The sequence below is a fragment of the Ferrimonas balearica genome, from assembly GCF_019802055.1.
Classification (GTDB): Bacteria; Pseudomonadota; Gammaproteobacteria; order Enterobacterales; family Shewanellaceae; genus Ferrimonas; species Ferrimonas balearica_A.
On record NZ_JAHVHW010000011.1, the window covers coordinates 126,412 to 152,802 of the forward strand.

Consider the following 26,391-nt stretch of genomic DNA (forward strand, 5'->3'; position numbering starts at 1 on the left):
GGTGTGTTACATAAATGGTGCAACCTTTGTTGCTTGAGTGTGAACGTGACGGGTTAAAACAACTCTAAGGACGGATAATATGCGCACCAATCATCTCCATCTGATCGCGCTGGCTTTGGTCAGTGCTCTCTCATTGTCTGCCTGTGATGACGGCAAAGACGGTGCTCCTGGTGAAGTCGGCCCTCCGGGCCCTCCGGGACCTCCGGGTGAACCCGGCCTGCCAGCCGGCAGTTTTGCCACCACCGCTGAAATGGCTTCTGATCTGACTTTTGTTCTTGCCCCGGAAAACATTGAGTTTACCGATGAGTTCGGCATTCAGTTCGAATTCACCGGTAAGAATCCTCAAGGCGAAGATGTCCCCTTTGTTGGGCTGGATCGGGTCGCCATCTACCTCTCTCACCTGACCATCAATGACACCGATATCGGACCGCCGACCGCCTGGGCAAGCCACAGCTACCTAAGCAGCGGCGCAAGTTCCATGTATTGTGCTCTGGGTGGTGGGGAGATCACCGTTAGAGGCCGTACCTATAAGGCCTGTACCCTGGTGGAAGTGGAACCGGGTCTCTACACCGGTACCTGGGAACATGCTGATACACCGGCTCCGGTTCTGTTGGAGGGTGACGACCTTGATCTGACCCACCGCGTCTGGCTGCGGGCTTACAACATCGTCGACAGCCAGGGTAACGGCGTATCCGACAAGGTGTTGTCCGATCGTCTGGACTACATCCCTGCCACCAATGAGGTGCTGGCGGACAGCGGTCGCGACATCGTTGATGACAGTGCCTGTCAGGCCTGCCACGGCGGCGAAGAGGGCGGCATCATCACCAACATCCACGCTCACCACAACTACCAGAGTGTGGGCAACTGCGTGAACTGCCATAACCCCTTCTACGAAGCCAGTGAAGAACAAGTGGCGGAAGGCTGGAACGAAGGTAACTGGGACCTGACGGTTCTGGTGCATCGTCTCCATGCCGGTAGCCACATCGCTGATAGCCTCAGTGGCGAAGCGCTGGAGTTCATGGGCAATATCCATTACCCAGGTGAACTGAACAACTGTATCGCTTGTCACGAAGGCAACACCGCCTTTACCGATAACATCTATCGTGACGCCTGTGTGGCTTGCCACATCGACACCGATCCTCGCACCGGTGAAAACCACAACGGCATCGCCGTTGCGGACGATGCCGCTTGTGCCTCCTGTCACGGCAGTGGCGCGCTCGGCGTAATGCAGGCCCATGAGATCGGTATCCGCAACAACCTGCGTGACGCCTTCTATGGCGAAGTGGATCCGGCCACTATTGCGATTGCACCGAATGCGGGTGATCCCACACTGGTGGACATCAGCTTTGGCTACAAGGTGTTCTACAACGGTGCCGAGTTTACTGGCGATCTGACCACCCTGGACTTCGTTTCCAGTTCACAGAAGTGGCTGATTAACTTCCAGGCAGACAGCGGCTACGCCTGGGCGTACCGTTACACCCTGCCAGACAGCAGCCGGACTGGCTACGTGAACTTCAACAGTGGCGTCTTCAACGGTACCCACTATATCGCGACCACCACCGCACCTGCGGCACTGGTGACCGGTACTGGTGTGATCATCGGTGATGTGCGGCTGTGTGCTCAAGCCGGTGCCCTGGCGACCTGTGGAGCAGAGATCGATGACACCACCTCTCTGGCGATGAAGTCTGAGGCGGTCTACTTCGATACTGCCAACCCCGCCAATGCGGATGTGGCCAAGCCTCGCTTTGCCACCGACGAAGGCGGTGTGGTCTCCATTGCTCTGTGTAATGATTGCCACAGCGACATCGCCTACGCCAAACGGGGCCACCATGGTGTGGATAAGATCGAGCAGTGCGTGCATTGCCACAATGAAAACGTGCTCGACTTCCGTGCTTCCTCCCGTGAACTGGGGTTGAACGTCCATAAGTTCCACTCCAATCACAGCGAGTATGCACCTGATGGTGACGGCATCCACTACCCGAGTCTGCTTACCGATTGTCAGGCCTGCCATGTCAGTTCCGAGTGGTTTGATGGCTCCGGTGCGCTGCGTTCAGGCAAAGTGGGCTTCAAGGTGACCATTGATGGTGATGAGCGGGTCTCCCCGATCGCCACCACCTGTCTCTCCTGCCACGAGTCTGATGCGGTTGCCGCCCACGCTGCTTCTCAAGGCGCGATTGTGGATCCGGCCAACGCGATTGAGAATCCGCCGGTAGAGAGCTGTGCCGTGTGCCACGGTGGCGTGCACCAGTTCTAAACGGTTGCTTACAGACCGGTCTAGCGAGTACCGGTCGGCCTCCCAGGGAGCCTTCGGGCTCCCTTTTTTAGGCAATAAAAAAGCCGGTCAGAGACCGGCTTTTTCAGATCCATTCAACGCTTACAGTTCGGCGTTGTGGTAGACGTTCTGAACGTCGTCGCAATCTTCCAGCATGGCGATGAACTTCTCGAACATGGCCACGTCATCGCCCTCAACCTTGGTGTAGGTCTGGGGAACGAAAGTGATCTCTTCCACTTCGAACTCGATGCCGGGGAAGCTTTCCTGCAGGGCGGTTTTGGCCTTGAAGTACTCAGTATTGGGTGCGAATACGGTGGTCATGCCGTCTTCCACTTCCACTTCAGTCACGTCCACGTCCGCCATCATCAGGGCTTCCAGTACCGCATCTTCATCATCACCGGCGAAAGCAAAGATCGCCTGGTGGTCGAACATGTGGGACACAACACCGGGGGAGCCGATCTTGGCGTTGGTTTTTACGAAGCACTGGCGCACGTCGGTAAAGGTACGGTTGTTGTTGTCGGTCAGACAGTCAACGATCACCATGCAGTTACCCGGGCCGAAGCCTTCGTAACGGGCCGCGACGTAGTCTTCACCCGCGCCGCCTTTGGCTTTTTCGATGGCCTTGTCGATAACGTGACCGGGTACCTGGTCTTTCTTGGCACGTTCGATCAGGCTGCGCAGCGCCAGGTTTGCATCCGGGTCCGGGCTGCCGTTTTTCGCTACGACGTAGATCTCTTTACTGTATTTGGAATAGACCTTGGTCTTCTGACCAGCGGTCTTGGCCATAGAGGCCTTGCGCACTTCAAAACTGCGTCCCATCGGGATTCTCGCTCTGTCTAAGTTCTAACGATAACGGGGCAAGAGTTTACCAGTTGAGCAGTGCAGGGCAAATGCGCAGCGTCATCCATCGGACAGAAAGCCGCGGATCCGGCGCGATGTTGCAGCAGGTCGGGGGTTTTACTCTGAGTGTTTCGTCAAAGTTTGGCATCATGAGCTGAACTTATTGGCCCTGGTTGAGGCCTGTAGAACGCCGATATATACAAAGGAATGGCAGATGAAAATGCTTCCACTGGTGGCGGCCCTGCTCGCCGCCCCCCTGGCTTATGCGACCCCCATTGAGGCGACTCCTCTGCAGGAGATCCGCGCCTTTCAGAGCGTAACCCCATCGCTGGTGACCTCCGGCCTGCCCACCCCCGAGGCGTTTACTCAGCTCAAGGTGTCCGGGGTTGAGGTGGTGATCAACCTGATGCCGGACAGCAGCAATAAGTCATACAACAATGAAGCGGAACTGGTGACCGATGCCGGTATGGTGTACGTCGCGATCCCGGTGGATTGGCAAGCGCCCAAAGTGGAGGACGTCGATGCGTTCCTCAACACCATGGCGAAATACCAGGATAAAAATGTGCTGGTGCACTGTCTGGCCAACTACCGCGCCTCAGCGTTTGTTTATCTCTATGAGTGGGTAAACCGTGGCGAAGGGAGCGAGCCCGATAAGGCGGAGATCATGGCGCCTTGGGGAGAGCTGGAGCAGAGCCTGAAGGAGTACCCGCAGTGGGCACAACTGATTGAGCAGGTGAAAGCCAACCAGCAGGGGTGAGTGCGATACCCGGTTAACAGGCACAAAAAAACCCGAGTCAGAGGACTCGGGTTTTTGCATCTTCAGAGCAACGCTCTTAGTTCATGCCGTATTTCTTCAGCTTCTTACGCAGAGTACCGCGGTTGATGCCGAGGATGTTGGCAGCACGGGTCTGGTTGCCACGGGTGTACTGCATGACGATGTCCAGCAGCGGCTGTTCTACTTCGCACAGCACCATTTCGTACACTTCGGAGGCTTCCTGACCGTCCAGTTGAGCAAAGTAGTTGCTTACGGCACGCTTCACGGAGTCGCGCAGTAACTGGGGCTTAACGGTACCGTTCGGGGTTTCGATCTGGCCTACGGTCAGTTGGTGCGCTTCAGAAAAGGAGTTCTGCTGGTCAAACATACTGTCTTTGCTCTGTCTCTTTACAATCAATGTCGTTCGAAGAAGCCGGCCAGGGCTTCGCGCTGTGCGCTGGCGCAGTCCAAGGCATTGAACTCGCGCCGCAGTTCCGGCTGCTGCTGATGGTCCAGATACCATCCCACGTGTTTCCGGGCGATGCGCATGCCGCGCTCGTCCCCGTAAAAGGCGTGAAGGTGTTCCAGATGCCCCAGCATCAGTACCTTTCGCTCCTCCCTTGACGGGGGGGGCAGGTGTTCTCCAGTGTCCAGGTAGTGCTGAATCTCACGGAAGATCCAGGGACGACCCTGAGCCGGACGACCGATCATGAGTCCGTCGACGCCGGTGTAGTCCAACACGTGTTTGGCCTTCTCCGGGCTGTCGATATCGCCATTGGCGATCACCGGCATGGACACGGACCGCTTGATGGCAGCAATGGTGTCGTACTCCGCCTCGCCTTTGTACATGCATTGCCGGGTACGGCCATGCACAGCGAGGGCAGCGATGCCACTCTGCTCGGCGATTTGAGCAATCTCAACGCCGTTGCGGTTTTCCGGGTCCCATCCGGTGCGGATCTTGAGGGTCACCGGCACCTCAACCGCGTTAACCACGGCTTCGAGGATTTGGCGCACCAGATCCGGGTGGCGCAGCAATGCTGAGCCAGCCAGCTTCTTATTAACTTTTTTGGCCGGGCAACCCATATTGATGTCGATGATCTGCGCGCCCCGTTCCACATTGAACTGGGCGGCCTGAGCCATCAACTCGGGCTCACAGCCGGCGATTTGGACGGAACGGATCCCTGTCTCACCGCTGTGGTCCATCCGTGCCATGGATTTCTCCGTTGCCCAAACCAAGGGGTTGGATGAGAGCATTTCTGACACGGCCAGACCGGCGCCTAATTGGCAACACAGCTGGCGGAAGGGGAGATCCGTGACTCCGGCCATCGGGGCCACGACCAGCTGGTTATCCAGTTGATAGGGTCCAATTTTCAAGGTCACTTTTCCGTCCCGCTCGTTTACGAGGGGGCGAATATTACTCCTTTTTTTCTGGCCTGGGAAGGTTAGAAAATGAACGCAGCGCAAATTTTTTTGCTTGACAATCTTTCGGAAAATCGGGGCGCAATGGGGACGGTGACGTTAGCGGTCACTCACTTTCATGCGCGCCCCGGGATTGGCTAAATTTTGTGCCGCTTAAGGAGTGAGCGAACTGGGATCAGTCGGTGCGCTTGGTTCCGTCCAGACGACACCAGTCACCTTCGACTGCGGTCGGGTTCAGATCGAACCATTGGCCGTAGATGGCGCGCAGCTCTTCCGCCTGTTCAACCAGCAGACCGGACAGGGCCAGTTGACCGCCGGGTTTGACCAGACCGCTGATCACCGGTGCCAGCTCCCGCAGGGGGCCAGCCAGGATGTTGGCAACCACCACATCGGCCTGCAGGTTCTCCGGCTGGTCCTTGGGCAGATAAACGGTGAGCTTCTCTTCAACGCCATTTCGCTGGGCGTTGTCGGCGGAAGCGGTCAGGGCCTGGGGGTCGATATCCAGGCCCACCACGGTTTGGGCACCGAGCTTGATGGCGGCGATGGCCAGGATGCCGGAGCCGCAACCGAAGTCCACCACGGACTTGTCGCTCAGGTCCAGGCCATCCAGCCAGGTCAGGCACAGCGCGGTGGTGGGGTGGGTGCCGGTACCGAAGGCCAGGCCGGGGTCCAGCATCACGTTCACCGCATCCGGCTCCGGCGCTTCACGCCAGGAGGGGCAGATCCACAGGCGGCGGCCAAACTGCATCGGGTGGAAGTTATCCATCCACTCACGCTCCCAGTCCTTATCCTCCAGCGCTTCCACCTTATAGGTCATCTGGCTGGCCAACTCCGGCATCGCCTTGAGGCCCTCGATCACCGGGGCCATATCGGTAACGGCGTCAAACAGGCCAATCACGTCGGTGTCACCCCAGAGGCGGGTTTCGCCGGGAAGGGGCTCAAAAACCGGGGTGTCCTGAGCGTCAACAAAGGTTACGGAGGCCGCGCCCAGTTCCATCAGTTCGTCACTGATGGTTTCGGCGGTGTCGTTGGTGGCGTTGAGGCGGATCTGGATCCAAGCCATGCGTCTCTCTGGAATAAGGGTGGATTAGGGGGCGAATTGTAATGGCTCAGCCCGGATTCGCCAGCGTTTCTTTTTTCAGCGGTTGAACCGTAACTGGGGGATTGCAGGCACTAGTGGATGATTCAATTTGATTCAAGTCACGGTCTGGATCACACCAAGCTCGCTATGTTAGGGGACGTTTTCTTCTTTTGTTTATTGCATGGACACACTGCACGCATCGCCTCGTCGGTTTGCGCTTTACCGACGTTGGTTGCAAGGGGCCGCAGGAGGCATTCTGGCCCTCGATCTTTTGTTCTCCTTTCAATGGGGGGTCGACCAGATATTTGGTCCCCGCCCGCTTGCCCCGATCCGAAACTGGATCCATGAGTGCCCCATCGACGTCGGACTCAGTGGCTGGATGGCCACCATTATTCTGCTCGGCCTGTTTTCGCTGCATGGTTACCTGGCGCTGACCGAACCTCAGGATAAGCCGCCTTTGAACGAGCGCCACGGGTTTGGTCGCAAGCCGCCAATTCGTTGGGAGCGCTTCTATCACCAGGTGCAGGTCGTCAGCGGTGTCCTGTTGCTGCCTCTGGCTGTGCTGCTGTGCTACACGCTGGTGCAGTCCCCCCCAAATCCGGAGTTCAACGATTGGTCTCAGCGACTCACGTCACTTGGTAGCCGACTTCTCTATGTGATGTTGGTACCGGTGTTGATACTGCACGCGCTGCTGGGACTGGGTCGTCTGATTGTGCGCTGGTGGCCACGAAATCCGGAGAGTCTGTTTGCGCGCCGTTGGCGCCTGGGAGTCAGCTCCTATCTGTTGGTGTTTGTCATCGCCTGGGTCGTGACGGCACTGCGAGGGGTGCCTGGATTCGCCCTTTGACGGTGGTTCATGGGTAAGTGGCGTGACGCGGCTCACGCCCATTGGCCCGACCAATGTGATCTTGATCTGAAGTTGATTCGAATCAATTCCTGATTGTGGGCCCGGCTCTATGGTGAAAGGCTGAATCGTTACTTCGGCTGAAGCCTCACCATGCGCAAACTTATCTCTTTTGGCCGCGGCCCAGCCCAGATGGACATCATCCAAGGGCTGTGTGGCGGTATTCTGGCTCTGTTCCTGTTGATGCACCTGCATCTGGAAGCCAGCATTCTTATCGGCCCTGAGGCCTTTGAAACGGTAGCCTGGGTGCTGCATGCCGGTTGGGCTGACCCCGCTGGTCACGGCTACGCCGCCATGGTGGTGGCTGCCGCGCTCGTCATTTTGACCCTGCTGGCGCTGCACGTCTGGGCAGCGCTGCGCCGGGTCCCCATTCTTTTCCGTCAGTGGCAGGCTCTGAGCCGCCAGTTGGGCCATGTCCGTCATGGCGGCACCTGGCTCTGGGGCGTGCAGTTGATCACCGGCATTGCCCTGATGGTGGTGCTGCCGGTTCACCTGATCACCATGCTGACCCAACCGCACAATATTGGCGTAGAGCCTTCCGCGTTGCGCATCGTCAATGAGGGGGGCTGGTTGCTGTATGGCCTGTTGCTGCCTCTAGCGGTATTGCACGCTGTGGTCGGCCTGGTTCGGTTGGTACTGAAATGGTGGCCCAACTTCGGTAAACGTCTGGTCCTGCGCCGGTTTGCGGCGATTCTGGTGGTTTATCTGCTGATTCTGGGTGGCACAAGTCTGGGCGCTCATGTCAGTAATGGATTGTCCTTCAACCAAAGTAAAACTGTGATGTTGGGCAACTGATCGCCAAAACCTTGTTCTTGATCGAAACGATGATTCACGGTAGGTGATACACCTTAGGCAAGTGAATGTCAGTCAGAACAAGGAAGCAAAAATGAATGACCGGATCTCCCCCCGCTTTTCCCGTTGGGCGGCCACCGCTGATCTGGCCCAAAGTCTGACCGGTGGCCTTTTGGCGCTGTTTCTTTGGGTTCACCTGCTGTTGGTCTCCTCCATCCTGTTGGGCCCGGAAGCGATGCGATTCGTGGCCCGGAACATGGAGTTGGCGTTTTTGGATCCCTCGGGACAGGGGTATCCGGTGGTGGTGAGTGTACTGGGGCTGGGAGTGCTGCTCCTGGTGGCCGTGCACGCGGTTACGGCGCTGAGAAAGTTTCCTCAGAACCTGCGTCAGTGGCGGGCCCTGAATCGCCAGCTTGGTTCTGTCGACAGCCCGGAAACCCGGCTGTGGCGCTGGCAGGTGATCACCGGGTTTGTGCTGTTTCTGCTGCTGCCCGCCCACCTGTGGATGATGATCAATCAGCCGGAAACCATCGGCCCTGAAGGCTCGGCAGCACGGGTATGGGATCAGCGGATGCTCTGGCTCTACCTGCCGCTGCTGGCTGCCGTTGAACTGCACGCGGTGGTTGGGGTTTACCGCCTGGTCATGAAATGGTGCACCGTCTCCCCGGAGCGCCGTGCTTTGCTGGTCAGACTGAGGGGTCTGCTCAGTGTTCTGTTTATTGGCATTGGCCTGGCTTCGTTGCTGGCCTTTGTCCGCTACGCCCAGTTGGCTAACTGAGAGAAAAGGAAGCAATGAAGACCATCTACACCGATGCGTTGGTGATTGGCGGAGGCCTGGCCGGTCTCCGGGTAGCCATCGCCTGCCGCCAGCAGGGCCTTGATACGACGGTGTTGTCGCTCATCCCCGCCAAGCGTTCCCACTCTGCCGCTGCCCAGGGGGGCATGCAGGCCAGCCTGGGGAACAGCCTCAAGGGTGAAGGCGACAACGAGGACGTCCACTTCCACGATACGGTCAAAGGCTCCGACTGGGGCTGCGATCAGGATGTGGCCCGGATGTTTACCCATGTGGCGCCCAAAGCGGTACGCGAAGCCGCCAACTGGGGCGTGCCGTGGACCCGCGTTACTGCCGGTCCCCGTCAGGTGGTGGTCAATGCCGAGAAAGTCACCCTCAATGAACCCGACGAGGCCCACGGCCTGATCAATGCCCGGGACTTTGGTGGCACCAAGAAATGGCGCACCTGCTATACCTCCGACGGCACCGGTCACTCCCTGCTTTATGCCCTGGATAACCAGGCGATTGGGATGGGAATCCAGGTGCATGAGCGGATGGAAGCGGTACGCCTTATCCACGATGGCGAGCGTTGCCACGGTGCCGTGGTGCGCTGCCTGGTAACCGGCGAACTGATCGCCTACCTGGCCCGCACCACCACCATCGCCACCGGCGGCTATGGACGCCTCTGGTCGGTCTCGACCAACGCCATCATCTGTGAAGGCACCGGTGCCGCCATTGCGCTGGAAACCGGCACGGTGGCCCTGGGTAACCCGGAAGCGGTGCAGTTCCACCCCACCGCCATTGTGCCGGTAGGGATCCTCACCACAGAGGGGTGCCGCGGTGACGGCGGTATCCTGCGGGACGTGGACGGCCATCGCTTTATGCCGGACTACGAGCCCGAGAAGAAAGAGTTGGCGTCCCGGGATGTGGTTTCCCGCCGCATGACCGAACACATGCGTAAGGGCAAGGGCGTACCCAGTCCCTACGGCGATCACCTCTGGCTGGACATCACCCTGCTGGGCAAAGCGCATATCGAGAAGAACCTGCGCGAAGTGCAGGAGATCTGCCAGTACTTCCTCGGCATCGACCCGGTGAAAGAGTGGATCCCGGTACGGCCCACTCAGCACTACTCCATGGGGGGCATCCGCACCAACGCCGAGGGCGAGAGCGATGGCCTGAAAGGCCTGTATGCCGTGGGTGAAGCGGCGTGCTGGGACATGCATGGCTTCAACCGACTGGGAGGCAACTCTCTGGCGGAAACTGTAGTGGCTGGCATGATCATTGGCGAAGCGGTTGCGGACGCCAGTAAGCGCACCCCCATGGGTGAGCGTGAACTGGCGGAGCAGTTTGTGGTGTCAGAGCAGGCGGAGATCGATGCTCTGTTGGCTCGGGACAGCGGCGAAGATGTGTTTGAGCTGCGTCGGGCCATGGAAGAGCTGATGATGGATAAGGTGGGGATCTTCCGCACCGGTGCTGAACTGGACAAGGCGGTGACGGAGTTGACCGGCCTGCTTGCCCGCAGCCAGAACATCGCGCTGCAGAACAAACGTCGCCACAGCAATCCGGAGCTGGTTGAGGCGCTTAAGGTGCCCCGTATGATCAAGCTGGCGCTGTGCATCGCCACTGCGGCAGCCGCCCGTACCGAAAGCCGCGGCGCTCATGCTCGTGAGGATTACCCTCAGCGCAACGACCAGGAGTGGCTCAAACGCACCCTGGTGCGCTGGCCGGAAGCCGCTGTCGGCCCGGAGCTGAGCTACGAGGAACTGGACGTGATGAAGATGGAGCTGCCGCCGGGCTACCGTGGCTACGGCATCGATAACGCCATTCCTCATCCGGACACCGCCCGGCGTGAGGCCGAGATTGCCGCCTGGGATGCGGCCAATCCCGAAGCCGACCGATTTGAACGTCAGCAGGCGCTGATGCCCTTTGAACTGCCTGAGGCTTACCAGGCCCGTAACCAGCGCCGCACAGGAGAGTCTTGATGAGCGCCCGTACCCTGACTTTCGAGATCTTTCGCTTTGACCCCCAGTTGCCGGGTGACAAGCCGCGCACTGAGCGGTTTGAGATGGAGGAGACTCCGGGCATGACCGTGTTCATCGCCCTTAACCGCCTGCGGGAGGAGCAGGACCGCTCTCTGCAGTTCGATTTTGTCTGCCGGGCGGGGATCTGTGGCAGCTGCGCCATGGTGATCAACGGCAAGCCGACCCTGGCCTGCCGCACCCTGACCAGCACCTTCTCCAACTCCGTGATCACCCTGATGCCGCTGCCGGGCTTTGAGCTGATTGGTGACCTGTCGGTCAACACCGGTAAGTTTATGCGTGCCCTGTCTGAGCGCCTTGGCGCCTGGCTGCACCCCAAGTCGGAAGAGCTGAGCATTGATGCCCTGGAGACTCCGATGGATCCGGCCCTGGCGGAAGCGATCTACGAGGCGGACCGTTGCGTTGAGTGCGGCTGCTGCGTGGCGGGCTGTGCCACCGCTCAGATGCGCGACACCTTTATCAGTGCCGTTGGCTTCAACAAGGTGGCCCGTTTCGCCCTGGACAGCCGTGATGCCCGGGCGCCGGAGGACTTCTATCACGTGATCGGTGATGAGGATGGTGTGTTTGGCTGCATGACCCTGCTGGGGTGCCAGGACAACTGTCCGAAGGATCTGAACCACCAGTCTCAGATCGCCTACCTGCGCCGTCAATTGGTGCGCGGCCCCCGCATCCTCTAAGCGGAACCCGCCAACCCCTGCCAGAGCGGTGTCGCCGCCGCCGCGGCAGGGGCTTCTCCCTTCTTCAGATCAATATCCCCCTGTTCAGGATTGAACTGCCACTGGCAATCCAGCGCCGGTATCAGGCTGCTCTCCCTGACCACCTCGCCGATTGCCACTGCATGGATCTGATGCCCTGACTGGCGGGCCAGGTTCAGCCGCTCAAGCAGAGAGACCGGCAGGTCTGCCAGCACCATATCGGACAGCAGCACCAGATCCGCCAGTTCGTAGTCGGGATTCTCCAAAGTCTCCAGAGTGGCTTCCAGAGCGATCGCCACATCGGTTCCGCCATGAAAGCTGAGCTGCAGGAAGGGCAACAGCCCGCTGCCACTTTGGCTCAGGTCCTGTTCCGCCACGGCCGTCGCAAAGTTGATCAGATGGACCGGACGGTTCTCGGCCCGGGCTGAGGCGGCCAGGGCCAGGGCGATCGCTTTGGCGGCGGTTTCAGGCGTTCCCTGCATCGACAGGCTGGTGTCCACCGCGATCACCATCGGGCCTTTGGCGCGCACGGTTTCACAGGGTTCCCATCGGGTCTCCTCCCGCCACTGGCGTTCCGATTGCCAGCCACGGCGCTGGTAGGCCAGCAGTTTGCTCTCCAGGTACTTCAACTCAAACAGCGTCGCCAGCTCTGGATCCCCCAGTTGAGCCCACTCGCTGGGCAGCAATTGAGGCAGCTCCCGTCCGGGCAGCAGGCCAAACAGTTCATCGGGCGCTGGCGCATTGGGTTGGGGTCGCCAGCAGGGCACCCGTCGGGTAACCCGGTGTTGCGTGGTTTGGGTCTGAGGTTGCCGATGCTGTCCTATGCATTGGCACAGCGCGAGGATCCCCGGATTGCCCGCCAGGTAGTCTGCCCAGCGACTCAGGAGCGCTTCCGTCTGCTGCAAAGGCACGCCGTCAGAAAAGTCCACCAGCACACCCGGGTCCAGCCCCAGGCTTTGATAGCGGCGGGAGAGGGCGATCAGGGTATCCAGCCAGGCCTGAAGCCTGGCCAGATAATCGGCCCGCAGCGCGGCCAGCCGGGCCAACCGCCATTGGGCCTGGGCTTTCTCCAGGGCGGTGCGTTGCTCCTTCAGCAGCAGGCGGGCGAGAGGGGTGGGGTCGACATGGCGCTGACGCAGCTGCGTCAGCTGGGTGGCCCAAAAGGTGGATTTGGGCGGTCGTCCGCACTCCGCCATCACCTGTTCGTGCAGGGGCAACCACTCAGCCAGTTGCGCTAATCCGATGCCGTTGGCAACAAGATCATTCTCCGCACTGTTCAGGTGTTCCAGCCGGGCGCGAAAGGGGCACTCCTGTTCGAGAATGCGTCGGGCATCGCGGTCCAGCTCCGTCAGGGTTTGGGCCAGACGGGCTTCCATGCTGGGGGAGCGGGCCAGCAGCTGATCTACGCCGGTTAACTGGCTGCGCAGGTCGAGCATTGGGGATCTTCCGCCAGACTGCGCAGCGCCGTGCATCGCAGCAGCGCCAGTTCCAGATCGCTGATGCCCTGAGCCCAGCCCTCCTGCATGGCCTTAACGGATGCCTGCGGAATAAACAGCGGCTTGGGCTGTTGGCGCTGTGTGGCCAGCGCCACTTCCGCCTGCTGCTTCATCTGGCACAGCGTCAGCTCCACCTCGTCCAGCTCTGCCAGGAGGGTATTCAGATGGGTAATGTCGACCGGGTAGCGTCGATCACCGCGGCGGTGTTTGCGGGGGGGCGAGTAGGGCTCAACCTCGAAGGTGCTGTTGGCAAACCGCCCCATCTCGTCATAGCGGATGGTCAGAATGCCGTTGTCCCGAAACTGGCACTGCACATTCTCCCTTTGGTGTCCGAGGGGATCGAAGGGGTGGAATGGCTCCCGGCTGGCCATCTGCGACTGGTGCACAAAAAAATCAAAATGAACCGGTTCGGCCCGGCGATGGATATGGACGGCCTGACGCTGTACGTAGAAGTAACCGCCTCGTTGCTGGCGCTGCTCGCCCCCATTGGCAAAGAAGAATTGCTGGGGGAAGAACTCCACCGTGTCGTACTGATCTTCGGTATAAAACAGCAGGCTGTGTAAACGCTCATCCAGCTGTTCCAGTTGCGCCAGTGCCGGGTCAACGCGTTGGGGGAGCTGACACAGAGCGTCGAGGATCCGCTCCTGAACCTGATGCCGCTGTTCCGGCTGGTGCCACAGCATGTGATTCAGCAACAGCAGGTCGGCCGGGTGGGTGGTGTCGCGATCCTCAAGGTAGGCCGCAGCCTTGATCAGGCTGACGGCCCACTGCCAGCGACGATCGGACAGGTAGAGCTCCGGCAGGTCCTCGGCCAGGCGGGTGCGGATCTGGCCGAGTGCCGTCAGGGTGTCCTCGCTAAGGGTCACCGTGGGGATCCCCTGTCGCCATGTCTGCCAGGTGGAGTTATCGATGGGCTGACGAACCGTGATCGAGTCCTGTGTGGGGGTCTGGATCAGCGCAGCAAAGTGCTGCCACTCTGAGGTGGGGGCGGCAACCAGTCTCACCAGCAGGCGATCATAGAGCGCCTCCAGCCCCTGTTCGGGATCGGGGATCTCGTTGGCCGCGGTGATCAGCCCCTTTAGCGGCACCTTGATCAGCGTGTCGCCATTACGGAACTGACGTTCGTTAATCAGCGTAAGCAGGGTGTTGAGGATGGCGGGACTGGCTTTGAATATCTCGTCGAGAAAGGCGAGGTCGGCCCAGGGCAGGTACCCCTGGATCTGGCGTTGGTACTGGTCATTTCTCAGCGCACTTAACGCCACCGGGCCAAACACCTCATCCGGCGTGCTGAAACGATTCATCAGGCATTCGAAGTAGCGGCTGTCGGTAAATGCGGCGGCGATGCGCCTGGCCAGCAGACTCTTTCCGGTTCCCGGTGGGCCGTAGAGAAAGCTGTGGTGCCCTGACAATGTTGCCAGCAGCGCCACCGACAGGGTTTCATCCCGCTCATACAGACCTTGGCCAAGGTCCTCCAACAACCCCTGAAGATGTTGACGACGTGGGCTCATGACAGGGTCTCCCGTTTCGGCTGAGGGTGGATCTCACAATGGGGGCAGGGGGCTTCGGCATAGCCCTGCACAAATTTGCAGCGGGGACAGGAGCGAGGGGTCGGATCGTCGGACGGACGTGGCTCAGGCCCGGCATTTCGTCGCCACAGCCACAGTGCGACGAGACTGAGCAGCCCTCCAAAACTCCACAACATCGGTACCACCGGCTCTCTCCCCCTACAACAGCGTCGGACTAGCATACGGAGAAGGCTGGTGGTGGTGCCGTGATCCAGGTGGGAAGTTCGACAGGACTAAGTTGTTGGCTATAAGCATATAGCCAAAGGGTATCAAACAGATGAATTACGTTAAATAATCTTTATTAATCAATCGGATGAAGTGTCATGGCGGGTCGGACTTAAAAAGACGGGCGATGACAGAAATTGATTGTTAACAACTTGTAACGATTGGAAAAAGTTCAATTTGATTAGGTGGTTAGCGTCATTATTTTGACTGTTCTAAACGGTGAGGGGGTTTTGCGTCAGGGAGGAACGGGCGCTAGCTTGTGATTCTGCGGTCAGATTGTCGGTCGGTAAGACCGGACTGCTCATCTCACAAAAATGAAAAGTCATCAGGAGTGACAATGAGCATGAAATACCAGGGTTTGGCTTTGGCTGGCGTCGCGGCTGCGATGCTGATGAGCCCCACGGCAATGGCAGCGGAAGACGCCCGCTACATTGTTAAATATCAGCACGGCAAAGGGCAGGCGGTTCGTGCCCAGGTTCAATCGGCGAAAGGTAAGGTCAAACTGGACCTGCCTGGCCGGGCCGCGATGGCGGTTTCTCTCTCTCCCGCTGCCCTTAAGGCGATGCAGAATCACCCCAACGTCGAGTACGTTGAGGAAGACGTGAAGCGTTACCTGATGGCGGAAACCACCCCCTACGGCATTCCCATGGTGCAGGCTGACCAGCTCTCTGATGCGGCGGCCGGGAACACCAAGGTGTGCATCATCGACTCCGGTTACGACGGCGGCCATGAGGATCTGTTTCATGGCGCGGTAGTGAACGGAACCGACGATCCGGGCACCGGCAGCTGGAACACAGATGAAAACAGCCATGGTACCCACGTTGCCGGCACCATCGCGGGTGTTGGTGGCAACGGTAAAGGCGTGGTGGGCGTGCTGCCCAGCGGCAACCTGAACCTGCATATCATCAAGGTATTTGGTGCGGATGGCTGGGCCTACTCCTCTGGTCTGGTGGCCGCACTGGACGCTTGTAAAGCGGCCAAAGGCAGCGAAAACATGGTGATCAACATGAGCCTGGGTGGCGACCGCAAGAGCCGCTTTGAAGAGCAGGCATTTGCGCAGGCTGACAGCGAGGGGATCCTCAGCATCGCTGCGGCGGGGAACGACGGCAACACCCGTCACTCCTATCCGGCCTCCTATGGCTCAGTGGTCTCTGTTGCGGCCATTGATGAGAACAAGGCGGTGGCCAGCTTCTCCCAGCAGACCGACCAGGTTGAACTGGCGGGTCCCGGCGTTGGGGTGCTTTCTACCGTGCCGATGGGCACTGCCAGCATCGCCACTCTGAGTGTTGCCGGTACTGGTGTGGATGCCGCTGGCATGGAGGGATCTCCTCAGGGCAGCGTTACCGGTGGTTTGGTGGACTGCGGCCTGGGTGAGTCTGCGTGTACCGCAGCGGCAGGCAACATCTGCCTGATCGCCCGCGGCAACATCTCCTTCTCCGATAAGGTCCTGGCTTGTCAGGCCGGTGGCGGCATCGGCGCCATCATCTACAACAATGAGCCGGGCCAGCTTTATGGCACGCTCGGTGGCGTGGCCACTAACATCCCTTCAGTCGGCGTCAGTGACACTGATGGTGCGGCTCTGATGGGTCAGTTGGGTGCCAGTGCGTCCATTGATGTGATGGCCGATAACTACGCTTACTTTAACGGCACCTCCATGGCGACCCCGCACGTGGTGGGCGTAGCCGCTCTGGTATGGAGCCATCACGCCACCTGCAGCAACGCGGATATCCGTGCGGCTCTGGCGGCAACCGCTGAAGATTTGGGCGCAGCGGGCCGTGACAATGCCTATGGCCACGGTCTGGTTCAGGCCAAAGCGGCCAGCGACCACCTGGCAGCCAACGGCTGTGGCGGTGGTGACAATGGCGGTGGCGGTAACGGTGGCGGCGGCAACGGCGGCGGTAAGCCGGACAAGGGCCCCAAGCGCTAACATAAGAACGATAAAGCCCCGGCCATGGCCGGGGCTTTTTTCGGTCTGGTATCAGGGTGTTCTTGCTCGGGTGAGAGACAAACAAAAACCGGCCAATTGGCCGGTTTTTAAGTTCAGCAATGCAGGCGCACGCTTACTTCTCTGCTTCGAGCTTCTTCTCCAGATAGTGGATGTTGGTCCCACCGTTCTGGAAGTTCTCGTCAGCCATGATGCGCTGCTGCAGCGGCACGTTGGTCTTGATGCCGTCGACCACCAGCTCCTGCAGGGCATTGCGCATGCGGGCGATGGCGATACCACGGTTCTCACCGTAGGTGATCAGCTTGCCGATCATGGAGTCGTAGTGCGGCGGTACACGGTAGCCAGCGTAGATGTGGCTGTCCCAACGGATCCCCATGCCACCGGGCGGGTGGAAGTGGGTGATGGTCCCCGGAGAGGGGATAAAGTTGTTGGGGTCTTCCGCGTTGATACGACACTCGATGGCGTGACCACGGATCACGACCTGCTCCTGGGTGATGGACAGGGGCTGGCCAGCGGCGATGCGCAGCTGCTCCTTAATCAGGTCAACGCCGGTTACCATCTCAGTCACCGGATGCTCCACCTGAATACGGGTGTTCATTTCGATAAAGTAGAACTCGCCGTTTTCATAAAGGAACTCGAAGGTACCGGCACCACGGTAGCCAATCTCCACACAGGCTTTGGCACAGCGCTCACCGATAAACTTACGCATCTCTTCAGTGATGCCCGGCGCCGGAGCTTCTTCCACCACTTTCTGGTGACGACGCTGCATGGAGCAGTCGCGCTCACCCAGGTGGATGGCGTTGCCCTGACCGTCTGCCAGAACCTGCACCTCAACGTGGCGCGGGTTCTCCAGGAATTTCTCCATGTAGACGGTATCGTTGCCGAAGGCGGCACCGGCTTCCGCTTTGGTCAGCTCGATGGACTTCAACAATTCGGCTTCGTTGCGCACAACGCGCATACCGCGACCACCACCGCCACCGGCGGCTTTGATGATCACCGGGTAACCGATGCGCTTGGCAATTTGTACGTTGCGCTGGTTGTCTTCGGTCAGCGGGCCATCGGAACCCGGTACACAGGGTACACCGGCTTTCTTCATGGCGCTGATCGCGGACACCTTGTCGCCCATCAGGCGAATCACATCGGCGGTAGGGCCGATAAAGATGAAACCGCTCTTTTCCACCTGCTCGGCAAAATCGGCATTCTCTGCGAGGAAGCCGTAGCCCGGGTGGATGGCGATGGCGTCAGTGACCTCAGCCGCGGCGATGATCGCCGGGATGTTGAGGTAGCTGTCTGTCGCCGGTGCCTTGCCGATGCAGATGGTCTCATCAGCCAGCAGTACGTGTTTCAGTTCCCGATCGGCGGTGGAGTGCACCGCTACGGTCTTGATCCCCAATTCGCGGCAGGCGCGGAGAATCCGCAAGGCAATTTCGCCGCGATTGGCGATCACCACTTTATCCAACATGGTGGCCTTCCTTACTCGATGATGAACAGGGGCTCGTCAAACTCGATGGGATCGCCGTTTTCCGCCAGGATGGCTTTGACGACACCGGCTTTGTCCGCTTCGATCTGGTTCATCATCTTCATCGCTTCGATGATGCACAGGGTGTCGCCTACGTTCACGGTGTCACCCACCTCAACGAACGGCTTGGCACCCGGAGTCGGAGCGCGGTAGAAGGAACCGACCATCGGGGAGCGAACCTGATGGCCAGCCGGCACGTCGCTGCCAGCGTCAGCCGCCGGGGCAGCAGCGGTCGCGGCAGCAACCGGAGCTACCGGAGCAACCGGAGCCGGAGCCGCGTAGGCCATCGGAGCCGGAGCAGCGGTGCTGGTGCTGGCGATGCGTACGCTTTCTTCGCCTTCAGTGATCTCCAGTTCGGCGATGCCGGATTCCTGAACCAGTTCAATCAGTTTTTTAATTTTGCGAATGTCCATGGTGGCGCTCAGTCCTGTTTTAAATCAGATGCTTGCCGTTTAAGAAAAGCGAGGGCGGCGTCCAGGGCGTAACGGTAACCGTCAGCTCCCAGGCCGCAGATCACCCCGATGGCCACGTCAGAAAAGTAGGAAGTGTGACGAAACGACTCCCGGGCGTGGACGTTGGAAAGGTGAACCTCGATAAAGGGTTTGGCGACACCGAGCAGGGCATCCCGCAAGGCGACGCTGGTGTGGGTATATGCAGCGGGGTTGATGATGACGAAATCCGCATCGCTTTGATGGATCGCGTCGACGAGCTCCCCTTCATGGTTGCTCTGTACATGGGTCAGGGAGGCACCAGCCTGTTCGGCTTGCTGGCGCAGCGTGTCGACAATGGCGCCCAGAGTCTGGTGACCATAGTGGCCCGGCTCGCGCTGACCCAGCAGGTTCAGGTTGGGCCCGTTGACCAATAGAATCCGGAAATTGTTCGACATATTGCTCCCATCCGCAGCGATATTACCGGGAAAAGGCGACCATTTGACGAGGCGTCTAAAGTCTGACCAGTAGTTCCCGATTTCCCGTACTTGGACGGCTATTATAACGACATAGCCGGATATAGCAGCATAATACTGGTCTAATCTCAGCAAAATCGGACCAGTGTTCAGTCCGACGATCCCGGTTTGCTCTGTCGAAGCTTTTTGGTCTGTCCTTGGCGCTTTTTAGCGTCCAATCGACGCTTTTGTGAGGCTTTGGTGGGTTTGGTGGCGATCCGCGTTCTCTGCACCACCATGGCGGCATCGATCATCGACTTGAGGCGGGCAAGCGCATCCTGGCGGTTCATCTCCTGGGAGCGGTATTGCTGTGCCTTGATGATGATTTTGCCCCCGGGGGTGAGATTGGGGTGAGGGCGGGAGAGGATCCGTTGTTTGTAGTAATCCGGCAGCGAGGGGGAGTGTTTCACGTCGAAGATCAGCATGATGGCGGTGCTGGCCTTATTCACATGCTGTCCTCCGGGGCCGGATGCCCGGATCATCTGGAATTCGAGTTCGTGGGCGGGAATAACCACCCGGTTGGAAAGCGTAAGCATCCCGCCATGTTACTCGCTATGGCGGTCAGGTTCACCTGCTGAGAAGCGCATTGACCGCTTCGCTGAAACGGTAAGTCTCGTAGGGGACGGGCTGTTGCTGACTCAACAGCTCAAAGCGGGGTTGCTTGGCAAAGCGCCGAGCGGCGTCCAGTTCAGTAGGCAGTGTGGCCTGGATCCGGTAGTGCTGATCGGTGGCATTGAACACCAGATAAAGCGGTGCGGAAACCACCACTTCATGAAACTCTTTGTGGAACAGATAGGGGTTGGCGTAACGCAGGGTCACTACCTGTTTGCCGGTGGTCAGACTCAACGACGCTTCATAGGGCGAAACGGGTTGCCCGTTCACGGCGGTGGCATAGAAACCTTCGGGCAGATGGAGTTCACCCGCCTGAGTCAGGCCGGTAAACAGAGCCAGCAGGGCAAAAGCCAGTGTGCGCATAAGCGGCCTCCTTTATACCTGAAGTATATGCCCGACCTCTGTCATCGCTCCAATCCGGTGGGTTACAGGCCCGAAAAGAAAAAGCGACGCCGGAGCGTCGCTTTTCTGGGGTCATCGGTAGTGCAGTCTTACAGAGACAGAGCCTTGTTGATGGCCTGGGTGTCGCTGTGCACCTCTACCGGTACAGATTGGTTGCGGCTGGTCAGAGCGATGGTGTCGCCACTCTTCTCAATCTGGTAAGTGGCGCCGGTGGAGGCGTTAAATACCAGGTGCATCGGAGCAGATACCTTGTACTCGTTCAGTTCACGGCTGATGATGTTGTTTTCTTCGTAGCGAACGGTGACCACTTGCTTACCGGCGCCCAGCTGGATGCTATCGGCGTGGGTGGAAACGGCTTGGCCATTTACCGCAGTGGCGTAAAAGCCTTCAGGCAGCTCCAGCTGACCCGCATTAGCGGCAGCAGACAGAACCAGAGCAGAAGCCAGTGTGGTCAGAGTAGTGATGGTGTTGCGCATAGTGAATCTCCTTCTTAGTTACAGCGCCAGAAGGTTCATCGTTGGCCGGCGCCTGTCGATGACCCACTCAACTGCTGGGAGGCCCTTCCAGTTAGACCTTGTCCCGTGACCTTAGTGTTGTTATCAGGATGGTCACTGCAGCTGTGATAACTTTTTACCACTCCGTAACAGGAAAGTGAACTCGGCAGTGGATATGAGCTGCTGTTTAGGGGGTAATTCAGACAGATCATCTGTTTTGGATCAGTGGAATAGCGATCCTGTGTTTTTTTTCTGTTCGATCTCCTACCGCTTTGGTAGGGAAGCGGAAGAAAAAAGTGCAGATCCTCCAAATTTTAACAACACGGTAAGAAATTATTATCCTGTTCGGCTATGAGCCCGGTGTCATCTGGCGTTGGTACTTGTTGTGGCCGGTTGGCTCAGGTGAAACTGTCAACTTACCGAAACAGTTGGTGCTCAATCGGAGAGAGTCGGAAAGGATGTTACAGCTGGTAGTGGGGCCTCAGGCCCGGGAGCGGATCCTGAATGAAGGGCTTCATCCCGCGTTGTTCGATAAGGTGGTTGCGGCAAGTGGTGGACCGAAGTGGATCCCTCTGGCGGCGCTGGATCGCCATTTGCTTTACCGTTTCTTCCCGTCGGGCCAGTCGTTATCGTTGTTGGGTACCTCATCAGGAGCCTGGCGCTGTGCCATGTTGTCTGACCCGGACGGCGAAGCCGCTCATCGACGTCTTCAGCAGGGCTACATCCATCAGCGCTATGACCGGCCACCGACACCGGCAGAGGTGGATCAGGTGTGCGGCTCACTGCTGGCTCAGGCTGTGGCCGACGGTGCCGAGAGGATCTGTGGCAACCCTCATCGGCAGCTGAACGTGATTGTCTGCCGTGGGCGACACTTCAATCGCAGTGGCGCCCGCGCGAGTCAGCTAACGGGACTGATGGTGACCGCTCTGGCAAACCTGGCCAGCCGCCGTACTTTGCCGGTGAGTTGGGAGCGTGTGGTGGTCAGCAGTCAGGCGGACACGCCATTTGCTGACATGCGGGATCTCCCCACCGAACTGGCCCAACTGACCTCAGAGAATCTGCTCCCTGTGCTGCTGGCTACCGGCAGTATCCCTCTGGTGCTTTCCGGCGTGCGCGGTATCCCCGGTTTGCCTGCAGGCCGTTACTTTGACGGTGGCGTTACGGATTACCATCTGGATCTGCCGGCGCTTAAGGAGGGCGGGCTGACTCTCTATCCCCATTTCTATCCCCATGCGGCTCCGGGCTGGTTTGACAAGCGTCTGCCCTGGCGCCGGGCCCGCGAGAACTTCGAGAAAGTGGCGATACTGGCGCCGGACCCCACCTTTATTGCCCGGCTGCCGGGCGGCAAGTTACCGGATCGGACCGACTTTAAACACCTCGATAGTGATCGTCGGATCCAGCATTGGAATCGAGCGGCAGAGCTGGGGGAGGCGCTGGTGGATACCTTTGAGCGTCTGGTTGCAGACCCGCTTCCCTACCTGCGTCCGCTTTAATCGATAAGGGCAAACGGGCGTTTCCTATTGCAACGCAAATGATAACGATTATCATTGGGTCATCAATCAGGAGGACGCCATCATGCTCAAGACTTTCACTTTCGCCGTTATGCACTTTTCCATCGCTTTTGCTCTGGCCTATCTCATTACTGGCAGCATTGTGATCGGCGGTCTGTTGGCAGTGCTTGAGCCCATGGTGAACACCGTCGGCTACGTCATTCATGAGAAGGTGTGGAAGCGAATCGAACAACGACGCGATGACGACGCCATGGCCATTCCGGCCTGATACGCCAACTCCATCGTCTCCTGCACGGACCCGCGGAATGCGGGTCCGTCCTGTTTTTGGCTCAGTTGTCCTGGGTTGAGGGCAATAAAAAAACGCCAGCGATGCTGGCGTTTTTGCGGAGGAGGACGATGAAAGACCAGAACCGACTCGGTCAGACAGGGTTGCTGTCTTGGTCTGGATTCAGACTCTCATACCCCAGGTTGTTAAAACCAACGGGTTAAGCCTATGGCGTTAATCGATTTTTCACCGGAACTTCAGAGCGTCTGTAATTCAGGGCGCCAGGGGCGGCTTTCAGTCCGGGCGGTTTGGTCAGCGACAAACAAAAACGCCAGCGAGGGAAGCGCCGGCGTTTTGCTTGGGGAGGATGATGATGAAAGACCAAGAACATCTTTGCAGGGAATGTTGGAGGGAGTGTTGGGAGAACCGCTCCTTCCGTTTGGTCTGAGTACAGACTCTCACAGCCTTGGATGTTAATACCAACGGGTAAAGGCTATGGGTCTAATCGATTTTCCAGTGGAACCTGGCGAGGGGCGATCGCCAGCCAAACAAAAACGCCAGCGTGGGAAGCGCTGGCGTTTTGCTTTGGGACGATGATGAAAGACCTGGACGAGTTTGCAGGGAGCGGCGCCGGATGGGAGGGCCAACGTCAGGGTGTCTGGGTCTGGTTTCTACCTTCTCACAGTGACAACCGCATCGGCCAACAGGTCTGCGCTATCGCTATTATCGGAATTTCCTCAGCGACGGAATGCGCCTATTTGAAACCAAAAAAAAACGCCAGCGGCGAGGTGCTGACGTTTTTCTTAGGATGATGATGATGGATCAGACAGGCAATCGAGGGCGAGTTCGAGGGGATGGACCGCGCTGGGAAAAGCGCGGGCTGCCTGTCTGACCGGGTTCAGACTCTCATACCCTGACCTGTTCAGGCCAACGCAAAAGACACATCAGTTCAATCGCTTTTTTGAGTCTGAAACGGGGGAACTTTGTCTCCGGTCCTTTTCTACAGAGCTACACTGAGAGAACACCGTCAGCGAGGAGCCCGCTATGAAGCGCATTGAAGCGGCGCTGCTCCCTATCGACGACCCGGTGCTTCCGGAAGGTCGCAAAGAGCTGCGCATCGTGACTCCCGGGCAGCTAAGGATGGTGGCCGAATCACTCAAGGAGAGAGCCCATCTCGCGGTTTGCATGAGCCGGGAGGGGGGAAAAATGCCCTGTTACCCCATCGCGACCCTGGTTGAGGTGGTGGATTTCTTTCAACTGGATGATGACGCTCTGTCGATCGTGGTGGAGGGTCGTCAGCGCATTCGGGTGTTGGATACCTGGGCCGCCGCCGATGGCGTGTGGATGGGTGAAGCCCTGAAGATGAGCAACTGGCCGTCCCAGCCATTGGACAACCACTTTCTGGTTCTGGGCGAAGCGCTGCGTCGCCTTTATGAAGCCCAGCCGGAGCTGGGCCACCTGTACCGTGAGCCGCATCTGGATGACGCCTGTTGGGTCAGCCAGCGCTGGCTTGAAGTGCTGCCCCTGGTTGAGCAGGAGAAGCAGCGGCTGATGGGACAGCCGGACTGCGGGAAAACCATGCAGTACGTCCTATCGCTGATCCTGTCCCATCAATAGCCCGCCGCTCAGGCGGGCTTTTTCATTAACTCCACCACCTGCTCTGCCACACCGTTACCGGCGGCTTCGTAGATGTTGTACACCGAGTGGACGCCCATATCGCGCAGTGCCTCTGCCTCGTCCGGCCAGCGGGAGATGGCGGCAACCTGCCCCGGGAATTCGATGCGTGACAGCTGCTCAGCGGTGAACAGGTTACCGTGGTGAGCCGGCATCGCCAGGATCACCAGTTCCACCGAGTCGGAGTGTTCCAGTTTGTCCCAGAAGTCAGTATCGGTGGCGTCTCCCATAACAACGCGACGGCCAAAGCGCGCATGGTGATCGACGATGTCCTGCTTATGGTCGATGCCGAGCAGGGTATCGCCAAAGTGCTGGCGAAGCTCATCGTATGCACCAGATCCAATCCGCCCCATACCGAAGATCAGCACCTTGGGTTCACCCAAACGAATCGGGCGATCTTCAGGATGCAGCGGGTGTCGCTCCAGCCTCAGCAGACGCTCCCGCAGGTGCATATAGATGGCCTGACCGTGGGTGGAGAGGGGAGCGGCCAGAACAAAGCTGAAGGCCACCAGCAGTGCCACCACTCTCAGCCAACTGGGGTCCATGCTGCCAGCGGCGATGGCGGCGGTCAGAACAATCAGACCAAACTCACTGAAGTTGCCCAGTGACAGACTGGCCATCATGGCGCTGCGCAGGCGCAGACGGAAGCGGGTGAGCAGCAGCAGGAACAGGCTGAGCTTAATCGGCAGCAGCAACATCAGAGCGAGCGCGGTCAGGATTTCTGCGCCGCTGGGCAGTCCCTGTTGGCCGATGGTCAGGAAGAACGCCACCAGGAACAGCTCTTTAAACAGGAACAGGGACTTGGACAGCTCAGAAGCTTTGTTGTGACCAGCCAGCAGGAGCCCAAGCACCAGGGCACCAAGGTCAGGCTTCAACCCCACCGCTTCAAACAATGCTGCGCCGGGTACCAGCGCCATGGCCAGGCCAAACAGCACCAGCACTTCACCGTGCCCCACCCGATCCAGCAGACGGTATAACAGCGGACGCAGCAGGGGCAGGCCGAGCAGCAGAAGCGCCCAGGGCGAGGGCAGTGCTCCTTTGCTGATGGTCAGGTACAGCACCGCAAACAGATCCTGCATGATCAGAATGCCAATGGCGGTGCGGCCATAGAGGGACTGAGTTTCACCCCTTTCCTCCAGCATCTTGATGGCAAATACCGTGCTGGAGAATCCCAGTGCAAAGGCCAGAAGCACCGCCTGATTGACGCTCAACTCGCCAAACAGGGCGATGCCCATGACGCCAAACAGCTTGATGGCGGAGGTGGTGATCACCATGGTCAGCAACAGGTGAACCGTGGCGCCTCCCCAGATCTCCGCTCGGGCTAATCCCCGCAGATCCAGTTTCAGGCCGATGGCAAAGAGCAGCAGAAGTACGCCGAGATCGGCGATGGGTTGCAGAAAGGGGAGGGCATCAATGCCAGCGCCATAGAGCGCAAAGCCAGCGGCAAGGTAGCCGATAAGCGGCGGGAAACCCAATCCGGTCACCAGCAGAGCCAGCAACAGAGGAAACAGCAGAAGGGAGGGATCCAGCATTCCTTCGGTCCTTGTAAGGGGGCGGGTTATAGAGGTCTTAATTTACATAATTTTAATAGGGTCAGATCCTTGAATGCCAATGTATTTTAAGGCAGGGAGCTCGTGTTGATCACAAAACGCTCCTATAGACGGGAGGGTATTGGCCTCAGGAGCGAGGGTTTAACGTCTGTCGATGAGGGGCGGGTCGTCCCTTTTTATCCAGGTTGACGAACACCATGGCGTCTACGGTGACCAGTATCGCCAGGCTCTGTTTATTGCGCACTTCGCATCGAATGGTCACGGTGGTGCGACTGGCGTGGGTCAGGGCAAGGCCGAACTCAATCACCTCGCCCTGCTGCCCGGGCCGATGGAAGGTCACCTCCCGGATCTGCCGCGTCACCAGTCGCTCACTGCCCATCTGGCAAGCAGCGAATATCCCCGCTTCCTCATCCAGCCAACTCAGCAGACGGCCACCAAACAGGCTCTGGCCCGGGTTCAGATCTTCGGGTTTGATGACGCGTCGACTGTAGTACTTCATCCGGCACCTCCGAGGAGAGTCCAGCCAGAACCGTGCCAATGGGTAACAGATTGAATTGTGGGAAGGAGGGGAAAGCGGTTGAGGCGCCACTGCCCCAACAGAGGGCAATGTTGCCCAAAAACA

26 protein-coding genes are annotated in these 26,391 nt (G+C 58.8%); 12 read left to right on the forward strand and 14 right to left on the reverse strand.

Annotated features, from left to right (window positions below; genetic code table 11):
* Positions 1-79 precede the first annotated feature (79 nt).
* Positions 80-2,254 carry an OmcA/MtrC family decaheme c-type cytochrome gene (locus KUV52_RS16495; protein WP_222527043.1) on the forward strand — a complete coding sequence of 725 codons (2,175 nt, stop codon included), beginning with the start codon at positions 80-82 and terminating at the stop codon, positions 2,252-2,254.
* A gap of 120 nt (positions 2,255-2,374) precedes the next feature.
* On the opposite strand, the gene KUV52_RS16500 is transcribed toward KUV52_RS16495, so the two are convergent.
* Positions 2,375-3,091 (reverse strand): YebC/PmpR family DNA-binding transcriptional regulator, encoded by a 717-nt coding sequence (locus tag KUV52_RS16500; RefSeq protein WP_222527044.1) that lies wholly within the window; start codon positions 3,089-3,091, stop codon positions 2,375-2,377.
* 235 nt (positions 3,092-3,326) lie between these two features.
* On the opposite strand from KUV52_RS16500, the gene KUV52_RS16505 reads away from it, so the two are divergent.
* Complete coding sequence (locus KUV52_RS16505) at positions 3,327-3,869, forward strand: protein tyrosine phosphatase family protein (protein ID WP_222527045.1); 543 nt, start codon at positions 3,327-3,329, stop codon at positions 3,867-3,869.
* Positions 3,870-3,945: 76 nt separating this feature from the next.
* On the opposite strand, the gene fis is transcribed toward KUV52_RS16505, so the two are convergent.
* The 3 genes from fis to prmA all read right to left on the reverse strand — a co-directional run bounded on the left by fis (position 3,946) and on the right by prmA (position 6,348).
* Positions 3,946-4,254 carry a DNA-binding transcriptional regulator Fis gene (gene fis, locus KUV52_RS16510; RefSeq protein ID WP_013343972.1) on the reverse strand — a complete coding sequence of 103 codons (309 nt, stop codon included), beginning with the start codon at positions 4,252-4,254 and terminating at the stop codon, positions 3,946-3,948.
* Positions 4,255-4,280: 26 nt separating this feature from the next.
* The gene (gene dusB, locus KUV52_RS16515) at positions 4,281-5,240 is read right to left on the reverse strand and encodes a tRNA dihydrouridine synthase DusB (RefSeq protein ID WP_222527094.1); all 960 of its coding nucleotides are present in this window, start codon (positions 5,238-5,240) and stop codon (positions 4,281-4,283) included.
* A 220-nt stretch (positions 5,241-5,460) separates the two neighbouring features.
* Entirely contained in the window at positions 5,461-6,348 is an 888-nt protein-coding gene (prmA, locus tag KUV52_RS16520) for a 50S ribosomal protein L11 methyltransferase (protein WP_222527046.1), read from the reverse strand.
* Positions 6,349-6,547: 199 nt separating this feature from the next.
* On the opposite strand from prmA, the gene KUV52_RS16525 reads away from it, so the two are divergent.
* The 5 genes from KUV52_RS16525 to KUV52_RS16545 all read left to right on the forward strand — a co-directional run bounded on the left by KUV52_RS16525 (position 6,548) and on the right by KUV52_RS16545 (position 11,550).
* Positions 6,548-7,213 (forward strand): hypothetical protein, encoded by a 666-nt coding sequence (locus KUV52_RS16525; protein WP_222527047.1) that lies wholly within the window; start codon positions 6,548-6,550, stop codon positions 7,211-7,213.
* Positions 7,214-7,363: 150 nt separating this feature from the next.
* Positions 7,364-8,065, forward strand: coding sequence for a succinate dehydrogenase/fumarate reductase cytochrome b subunit (locus KUV52_RS16530; protein ID WP_222527048.1), 702 nt, complete (start codon positions 7,364-7,366; stop codon positions 8,063-8,065).
* Between the two features lie 91 nt (positions 8,066-8,156).
* On the forward strand, positions 8,157-8,840 hold the full coding sequence (locus KUV52_RS16535; RefSeq protein WP_222527049.1) for a fumarate reductase cytochrome b subunit: 684 nt from the start codon (positions 8,157-8,159) through the stop codon (positions 8,838-8,840).
* 14 nt (positions 8,841-8,854) lie between these two features.
* Complete coding sequence (locus KUV52_RS16540; RefSeq protein ID WP_222527050.1) at positions 8,855-10,816, forward strand: fumarate reductase flavoprotein subunit; 1,962 nt, start codon at positions 8,855-8,857, stop codon at positions 10,814-10,816.
* Entirely contained in the window at positions 10,816-11,550 is a 735-nt protein-coding gene (locus KUV52_RS16545) for a fumarate reductase iron-sulfur subunit (RefSeq protein WP_409996486.1), read from the forward strand. Before KUV52_RS16540 ends, KUV52_RS16545 begins: the two co-directional genes overlap by 1 nt.
* On the opposite strand, the gene KUV52_RS16550 is transcribed toward KUV52_RS16545, so the two are convergent.
* Complete coding sequence (locus tag KUV52_RS16550; RefSeq protein WP_222527052.1) at positions 11,547-13,004, reverse strand: VWA domain-containing protein; 1,458 nt, start codon at positions 13,002-13,004, stop codon at positions 11,547-11,549. The two genes, KUV52_RS16545 and KUV52_RS16550, sit on opposite strands and share 4 nt — an antisense overlap.
* The gene (locus tag KUV52_RS16555; RefSeq protein ID WP_222527053.1) at positions 12,980-14,572 is read right to left on the reverse strand and encodes an AAA family ATPase; all 1,593 of its coding nucleotides are present in this window, start codon (positions 14,570-14,572) and stop codon (positions 12,980-12,982) included. Before KUV52_RS16555 ends, KUV52_RS16550 begins: the two co-directional genes overlap by 25 nt.
* A gap of 619 nt (positions 14,573-15,191) precedes the next feature.
* Between KUV52_RS16555 and KUV52_RS16560 the strand changes: the two genes are divergently transcribed.
* Positions 15,192-16,781 carry a S8 family serine peptidase gene (locus KUV52_RS16560; protein ID WP_222527054.1) on the forward strand — a complete coding sequence of 530 codons (1,590 nt, stop codon included), beginning with the start codon at positions 15,192-15,194 and terminating at the stop codon, positions 16,779-16,781.
* A 133-nt stretch (positions 16,782-16,914) separates the two neighbouring features.
* Here KUV52_RS16560 and accC read toward each other — a convergent pair whose 3' ends face one another.
* The 6 genes from accC to KUV52_RS16590 form a co-directional block, all read right to left on the reverse strand.
* Entirely contained in the window at positions 16,915-18,261 is a 1,347-nt protein-coding gene (gene accC / locus KUV52_RS16565) for an acetyl-CoA carboxylase biotin carboxylase subunit (RefSeq protein WP_222527055.1), read from the reverse strand.
* A gap of 11 nt (positions 18,262-18,272) precedes the next feature.
* The gene (gene accB, locus KUV52_RS16570; protein WP_222527056.1) at positions 18,273-18,731 is read right to left on the reverse strand and encodes an acetyl-CoA carboxylase biotin carboxyl carrier protein; all 459 of its coding nucleotides are present in this window, start codon (positions 18,729-18,731) and stop codon (positions 18,273-18,275) included.
* Between the two features lie 8 nt (positions 18,732-18,739).
* The gene (gene aroQ, locus KUV52_RS16575; RefSeq protein WP_222527057.1) at positions 18,740-19,204 is read right to left on the reverse strand and encodes a type II 3-dehydroquinate dehydratase; all 465 of its coding nucleotides are present in this window, start codon (positions 19,202-19,204) and stop codon (positions 18,740-18,742) included.
* 167 nt (positions 19,205-19,371) lie between these two features.
* Positions 19,372-19,797 carry an alternative ribosome rescue aminoacyl-tRNA hydrolase ArfB gene (arfB, locus tag KUV52_RS16580; protein WP_222527058.1) on the reverse strand — a complete coding sequence of 142 codons (426 nt, stop codon included), beginning with the start codon at positions 19,795-19,797 and terminating at the stop codon, positions 19,372-19,374.
* A gap of 31 nt (positions 19,798-19,828) precedes the next feature.
* Entirely contained in the window at positions 19,829-20,236 is a 408-nt protein-coding gene (locus tag KUV52_RS16585) for a DUF2057 family protein (protein ID WP_222527059.1), read from the reverse strand.
* Between the two features lie 128 nt (positions 20,237-20,364).
* Positions 20,365-20,751 (reverse strand): DUF2057 family protein, encoded by a 387-nt coding sequence (locus KUV52_RS16590; protein WP_222527060.1) that lies wholly within the window; start codon positions 20,749-20,751, stop codon positions 20,365-20,367.
* 476 nt (positions 20,752-21,227) lie between these two features.
* Here KUV52_RS16590 and KUV52_RS16595 point away from each other — a divergent pair, with 476 nt between their 5' ends.
* From KUV52_RS16595 to KUV52_RS16610, 4 genes are all read left to right on the forward strand, one after another.
* On the forward strand, positions 21,228-22,262 hold the full coding sequence (locus KUV52_RS16595; RefSeq protein ID WP_222527061.1) for an alpha/beta hydrolase: 1,035 nt from the start codon (positions 21,228-21,230) through the stop codon (positions 22,260-22,262).
* 82 nt (positions 22,263-22,344) lie between these two features.
* Positions 22,345-22,548: a DUF2061 domain-containing protein gene (locus KUV52_RS16600; RefSeq protein WP_222527062.1), complete on the forward strand. Its 204-nt coding sequence runs from the start codon at positions 22,345-22,347 to the stop codon at positions 22,546-22,548.
* Positions 22,549-23,141: 593 nt separating this feature from the next.
* A complete protein-coding gene (locus KUV52_RS16605) occupies positions 23,142-23,357 on the forward strand; it encodes a hypothetical protein (protein WP_222527063.1) in 216 nt (71 codons plus the stop codon).
* 232 nt (positions 23,358-23,589) lie between these two features.
* Complete coding sequence (locus tag KUV52_RS16610; RefSeq protein WP_222527064.1) at positions 23,590-24,162, forward strand: LON peptidase substrate-binding domain-containing protein; 573 nt, start codon at positions 23,590-23,592, stop codon at positions 24,160-24,162.
* 8 nt (positions 24,163-24,170) lie between these two features.
* Here KUV52_RS16610 and KUV52_RS16615 read toward each other — a convergent pair whose 3' ends face one another.
* A complete protein-coding gene (locus KUV52_RS16615) occupies positions 24,171-25,748 on the reverse strand; it encodes a cation:proton antiporter (RefSeq protein ID WP_409996488.1) in 1,578 nt (525 codons plus the stop codon).
* 148 nt (positions 25,749-25,896) lie between these two features.
* Positions 25,897-26,268 carry an acyl-CoA thioesterase gene (locus KUV52_RS16620; RefSeq protein WP_222527066.1) on the reverse strand — a complete coding sequence of 124 codons (372 nt, stop codon included), beginning with the start codon at positions 26,266-26,268 and terminating at the stop codon, positions 25,897-25,899.
* Between the last annotated feature and the right edge of the window lie 123 nt (positions 26,269-26,391).

What these genes read in the sequence shown, in the direction of transcription:
- KUV52_RS16540 (WP_222527050.1), top strand. Translation starts at nt 8,855, where the DNA reads ATGAAGACCATCTACACCGATGCGTTGGTGATTGGCGGAGGCCTGGCC.
- KUV52_RS16605 (WP_222527063.1), top strand. Translation starts at nt 23,142, where the DNA reads ATGAAAGACCTGGACGAGTTTGCAGGGAGCGGCGCCGGATGGGAGGGC.
- KUV52_RS16590 (WP_222527060.1), bottom strand. Translation starts at nt 20,751, where the DNA reads ATGCGCAACACCATCACTACTCTGACCACACTGGCTTCTGCTCTGGTT.
- fis (WP_013343972.1), bottom strand. Translation starts at nt 4,254, where the DNA reads ATGTTTGACCAGCAGAACTCCTTTTCTGAAGCGCACCAACTGACCGTA.
- KUV52_RS16620 (WP_222527066.1), bottom strand. Translation starts at nt 26,268, where the DNA reads ATGAAGTACTACAGTCGACGCGTCATCAAACCCGAAGATCTGAACCCG.
- KUV52_RS16495 (WP_222527043.1), top strand. Translation starts at nt 80, where the DNA reads ATGCGCACCAATCATCTCCATCTGATCGCGCTGGCTTTGGTCAGTGCT.
- KUV52_RS16555 (WP_222527053.1), bottom strand. Translation starts at nt 14,572, where the DNA reads ATGAGCCCACGTCGTCAACATCTTCAGGGGTTGTTGGAGGACCTTGGC.
- KUV52_RS16610 (WP_222527064.1), top strand. Translation starts at nt 23,590, where the DNA reads ATGAAGCGCATTGAAGCGGCGCTGCTCCCTATCGACGACCCGGTGCTT.
- accB (WP_222527056.1), bottom strand. Translation starts at nt 18,731, where the DNA reads ATGGACATTCGCAAAATTAAAAAACTGATTGAACTGGTTCAGGAATCC.
- KUV52_RS16545 (WP_409996486.1), top strand. Translation starts at nt 10,816, where the DNA reads ATGAGCGCCCGTACCCTGACTTTCGAGATCTTTCGCTTTGACCCCCAG.
- accC (WP_222527055.1), bottom strand. Translation starts at nt 18,261, where the DNA reads ATGTTGGATAAAGTGGTGATCGCCAATCGCGGCGAAATTGCCTTGCGG.
- KUV52_RS16600 (WP_222527062.1), top strand. Translation starts at nt 22,345, where the DNA reads ATGCTCAAGACTTTCACTTTCGCCGTTATGCACTTTTCCATCGCTTTT.
- KUV52_RS16525 (WP_222527047.1), top strand. Translation starts at nt 6,548, where the DNA reads ATGGACACACTGCACGCATCGCCTCGTCGGTTTGCGCTTTACCGACGT.
- KUV52_RS16530 (WP_222527048.1), top strand. Translation starts at nt 7,364, where the DNA reads ATGCGCAAACTTATCTCTTTTGGCCGCGGCCCAGCCCAGATGGACATC.
- arfB (WP_222527058.1), bottom strand. Translation starts at nt 19,797, where the DNA reads ATGCTTACGCTTTCCAACCGGGTGGTTATTCCCGCCCACGAACTCGAA.
- KUV52_RS16550 (WP_222527052.1), bottom strand. Translation starts at nt 13,004, where the DNA reads ATGCTCGACCTGCGCAGCCAGTTAACCGGCGTAGATCAGCTGCTGGCC.
- KUV52_RS16585 (WP_222527059.1), bottom strand. Translation starts at nt 20,236, where the DNA reads ATGCGCACACTGGCTTTTGCCCTGCTGGCTCTGTTTACCGGCCTGACT.
- KUV52_RS16535 (WP_222527049.1), top strand. Translation starts at nt 8,157, where the DNA reads ATGAATGACCGGATCTCCCCCCGCTTTTCCCGTTGGGCGGCCACCGCT.
- KUV52_RS16560 (WP_222527054.1), top strand. Translation starts at nt 15,192, where the DNA reads ATGAGCATGAAATACCAGGGTTTGGCTTTGGCTGGCGTCGCGGCTGCG.
- KUV52_RS16505 (WP_222527045.1), top strand. Translation starts at nt 3,327, where the DNA reads ATGAAAATGCTTCCACTGGTGGCGGCCCTGCTCGCCGCCCCCCTGGCT.
- prmA (WP_222527046.1), bottom strand. Translation starts at nt 6,348, where the DNA reads ATGGCTTGGATCCAGATCCGCCTCAACGCCACCAACGACACCGCCGAA.
- KUV52_RS16595 (WP_222527061.1), top strand. Translation starts at nt 21,228, where the DNA reads ATGTTACAGCTGGTAGTGGGGCCTCAGGCCCGGGAGCGGATCCTGAAT.
- KUV52_RS16500 (WP_222527044.1), bottom strand. Translation starts at nt 3,091, where the DNA reads ATGGGACGCAGTTTTGAAGTGCGCAAGGCCTCTATGGCCAAGACCGCT.
- aroQ (WP_222527057.1), bottom strand. Translation starts at nt 19,204, where the DNA reads ATGTCGAACAATTTCCGGATTCTATTGGTCAACGGGCCCAACCTGAAC.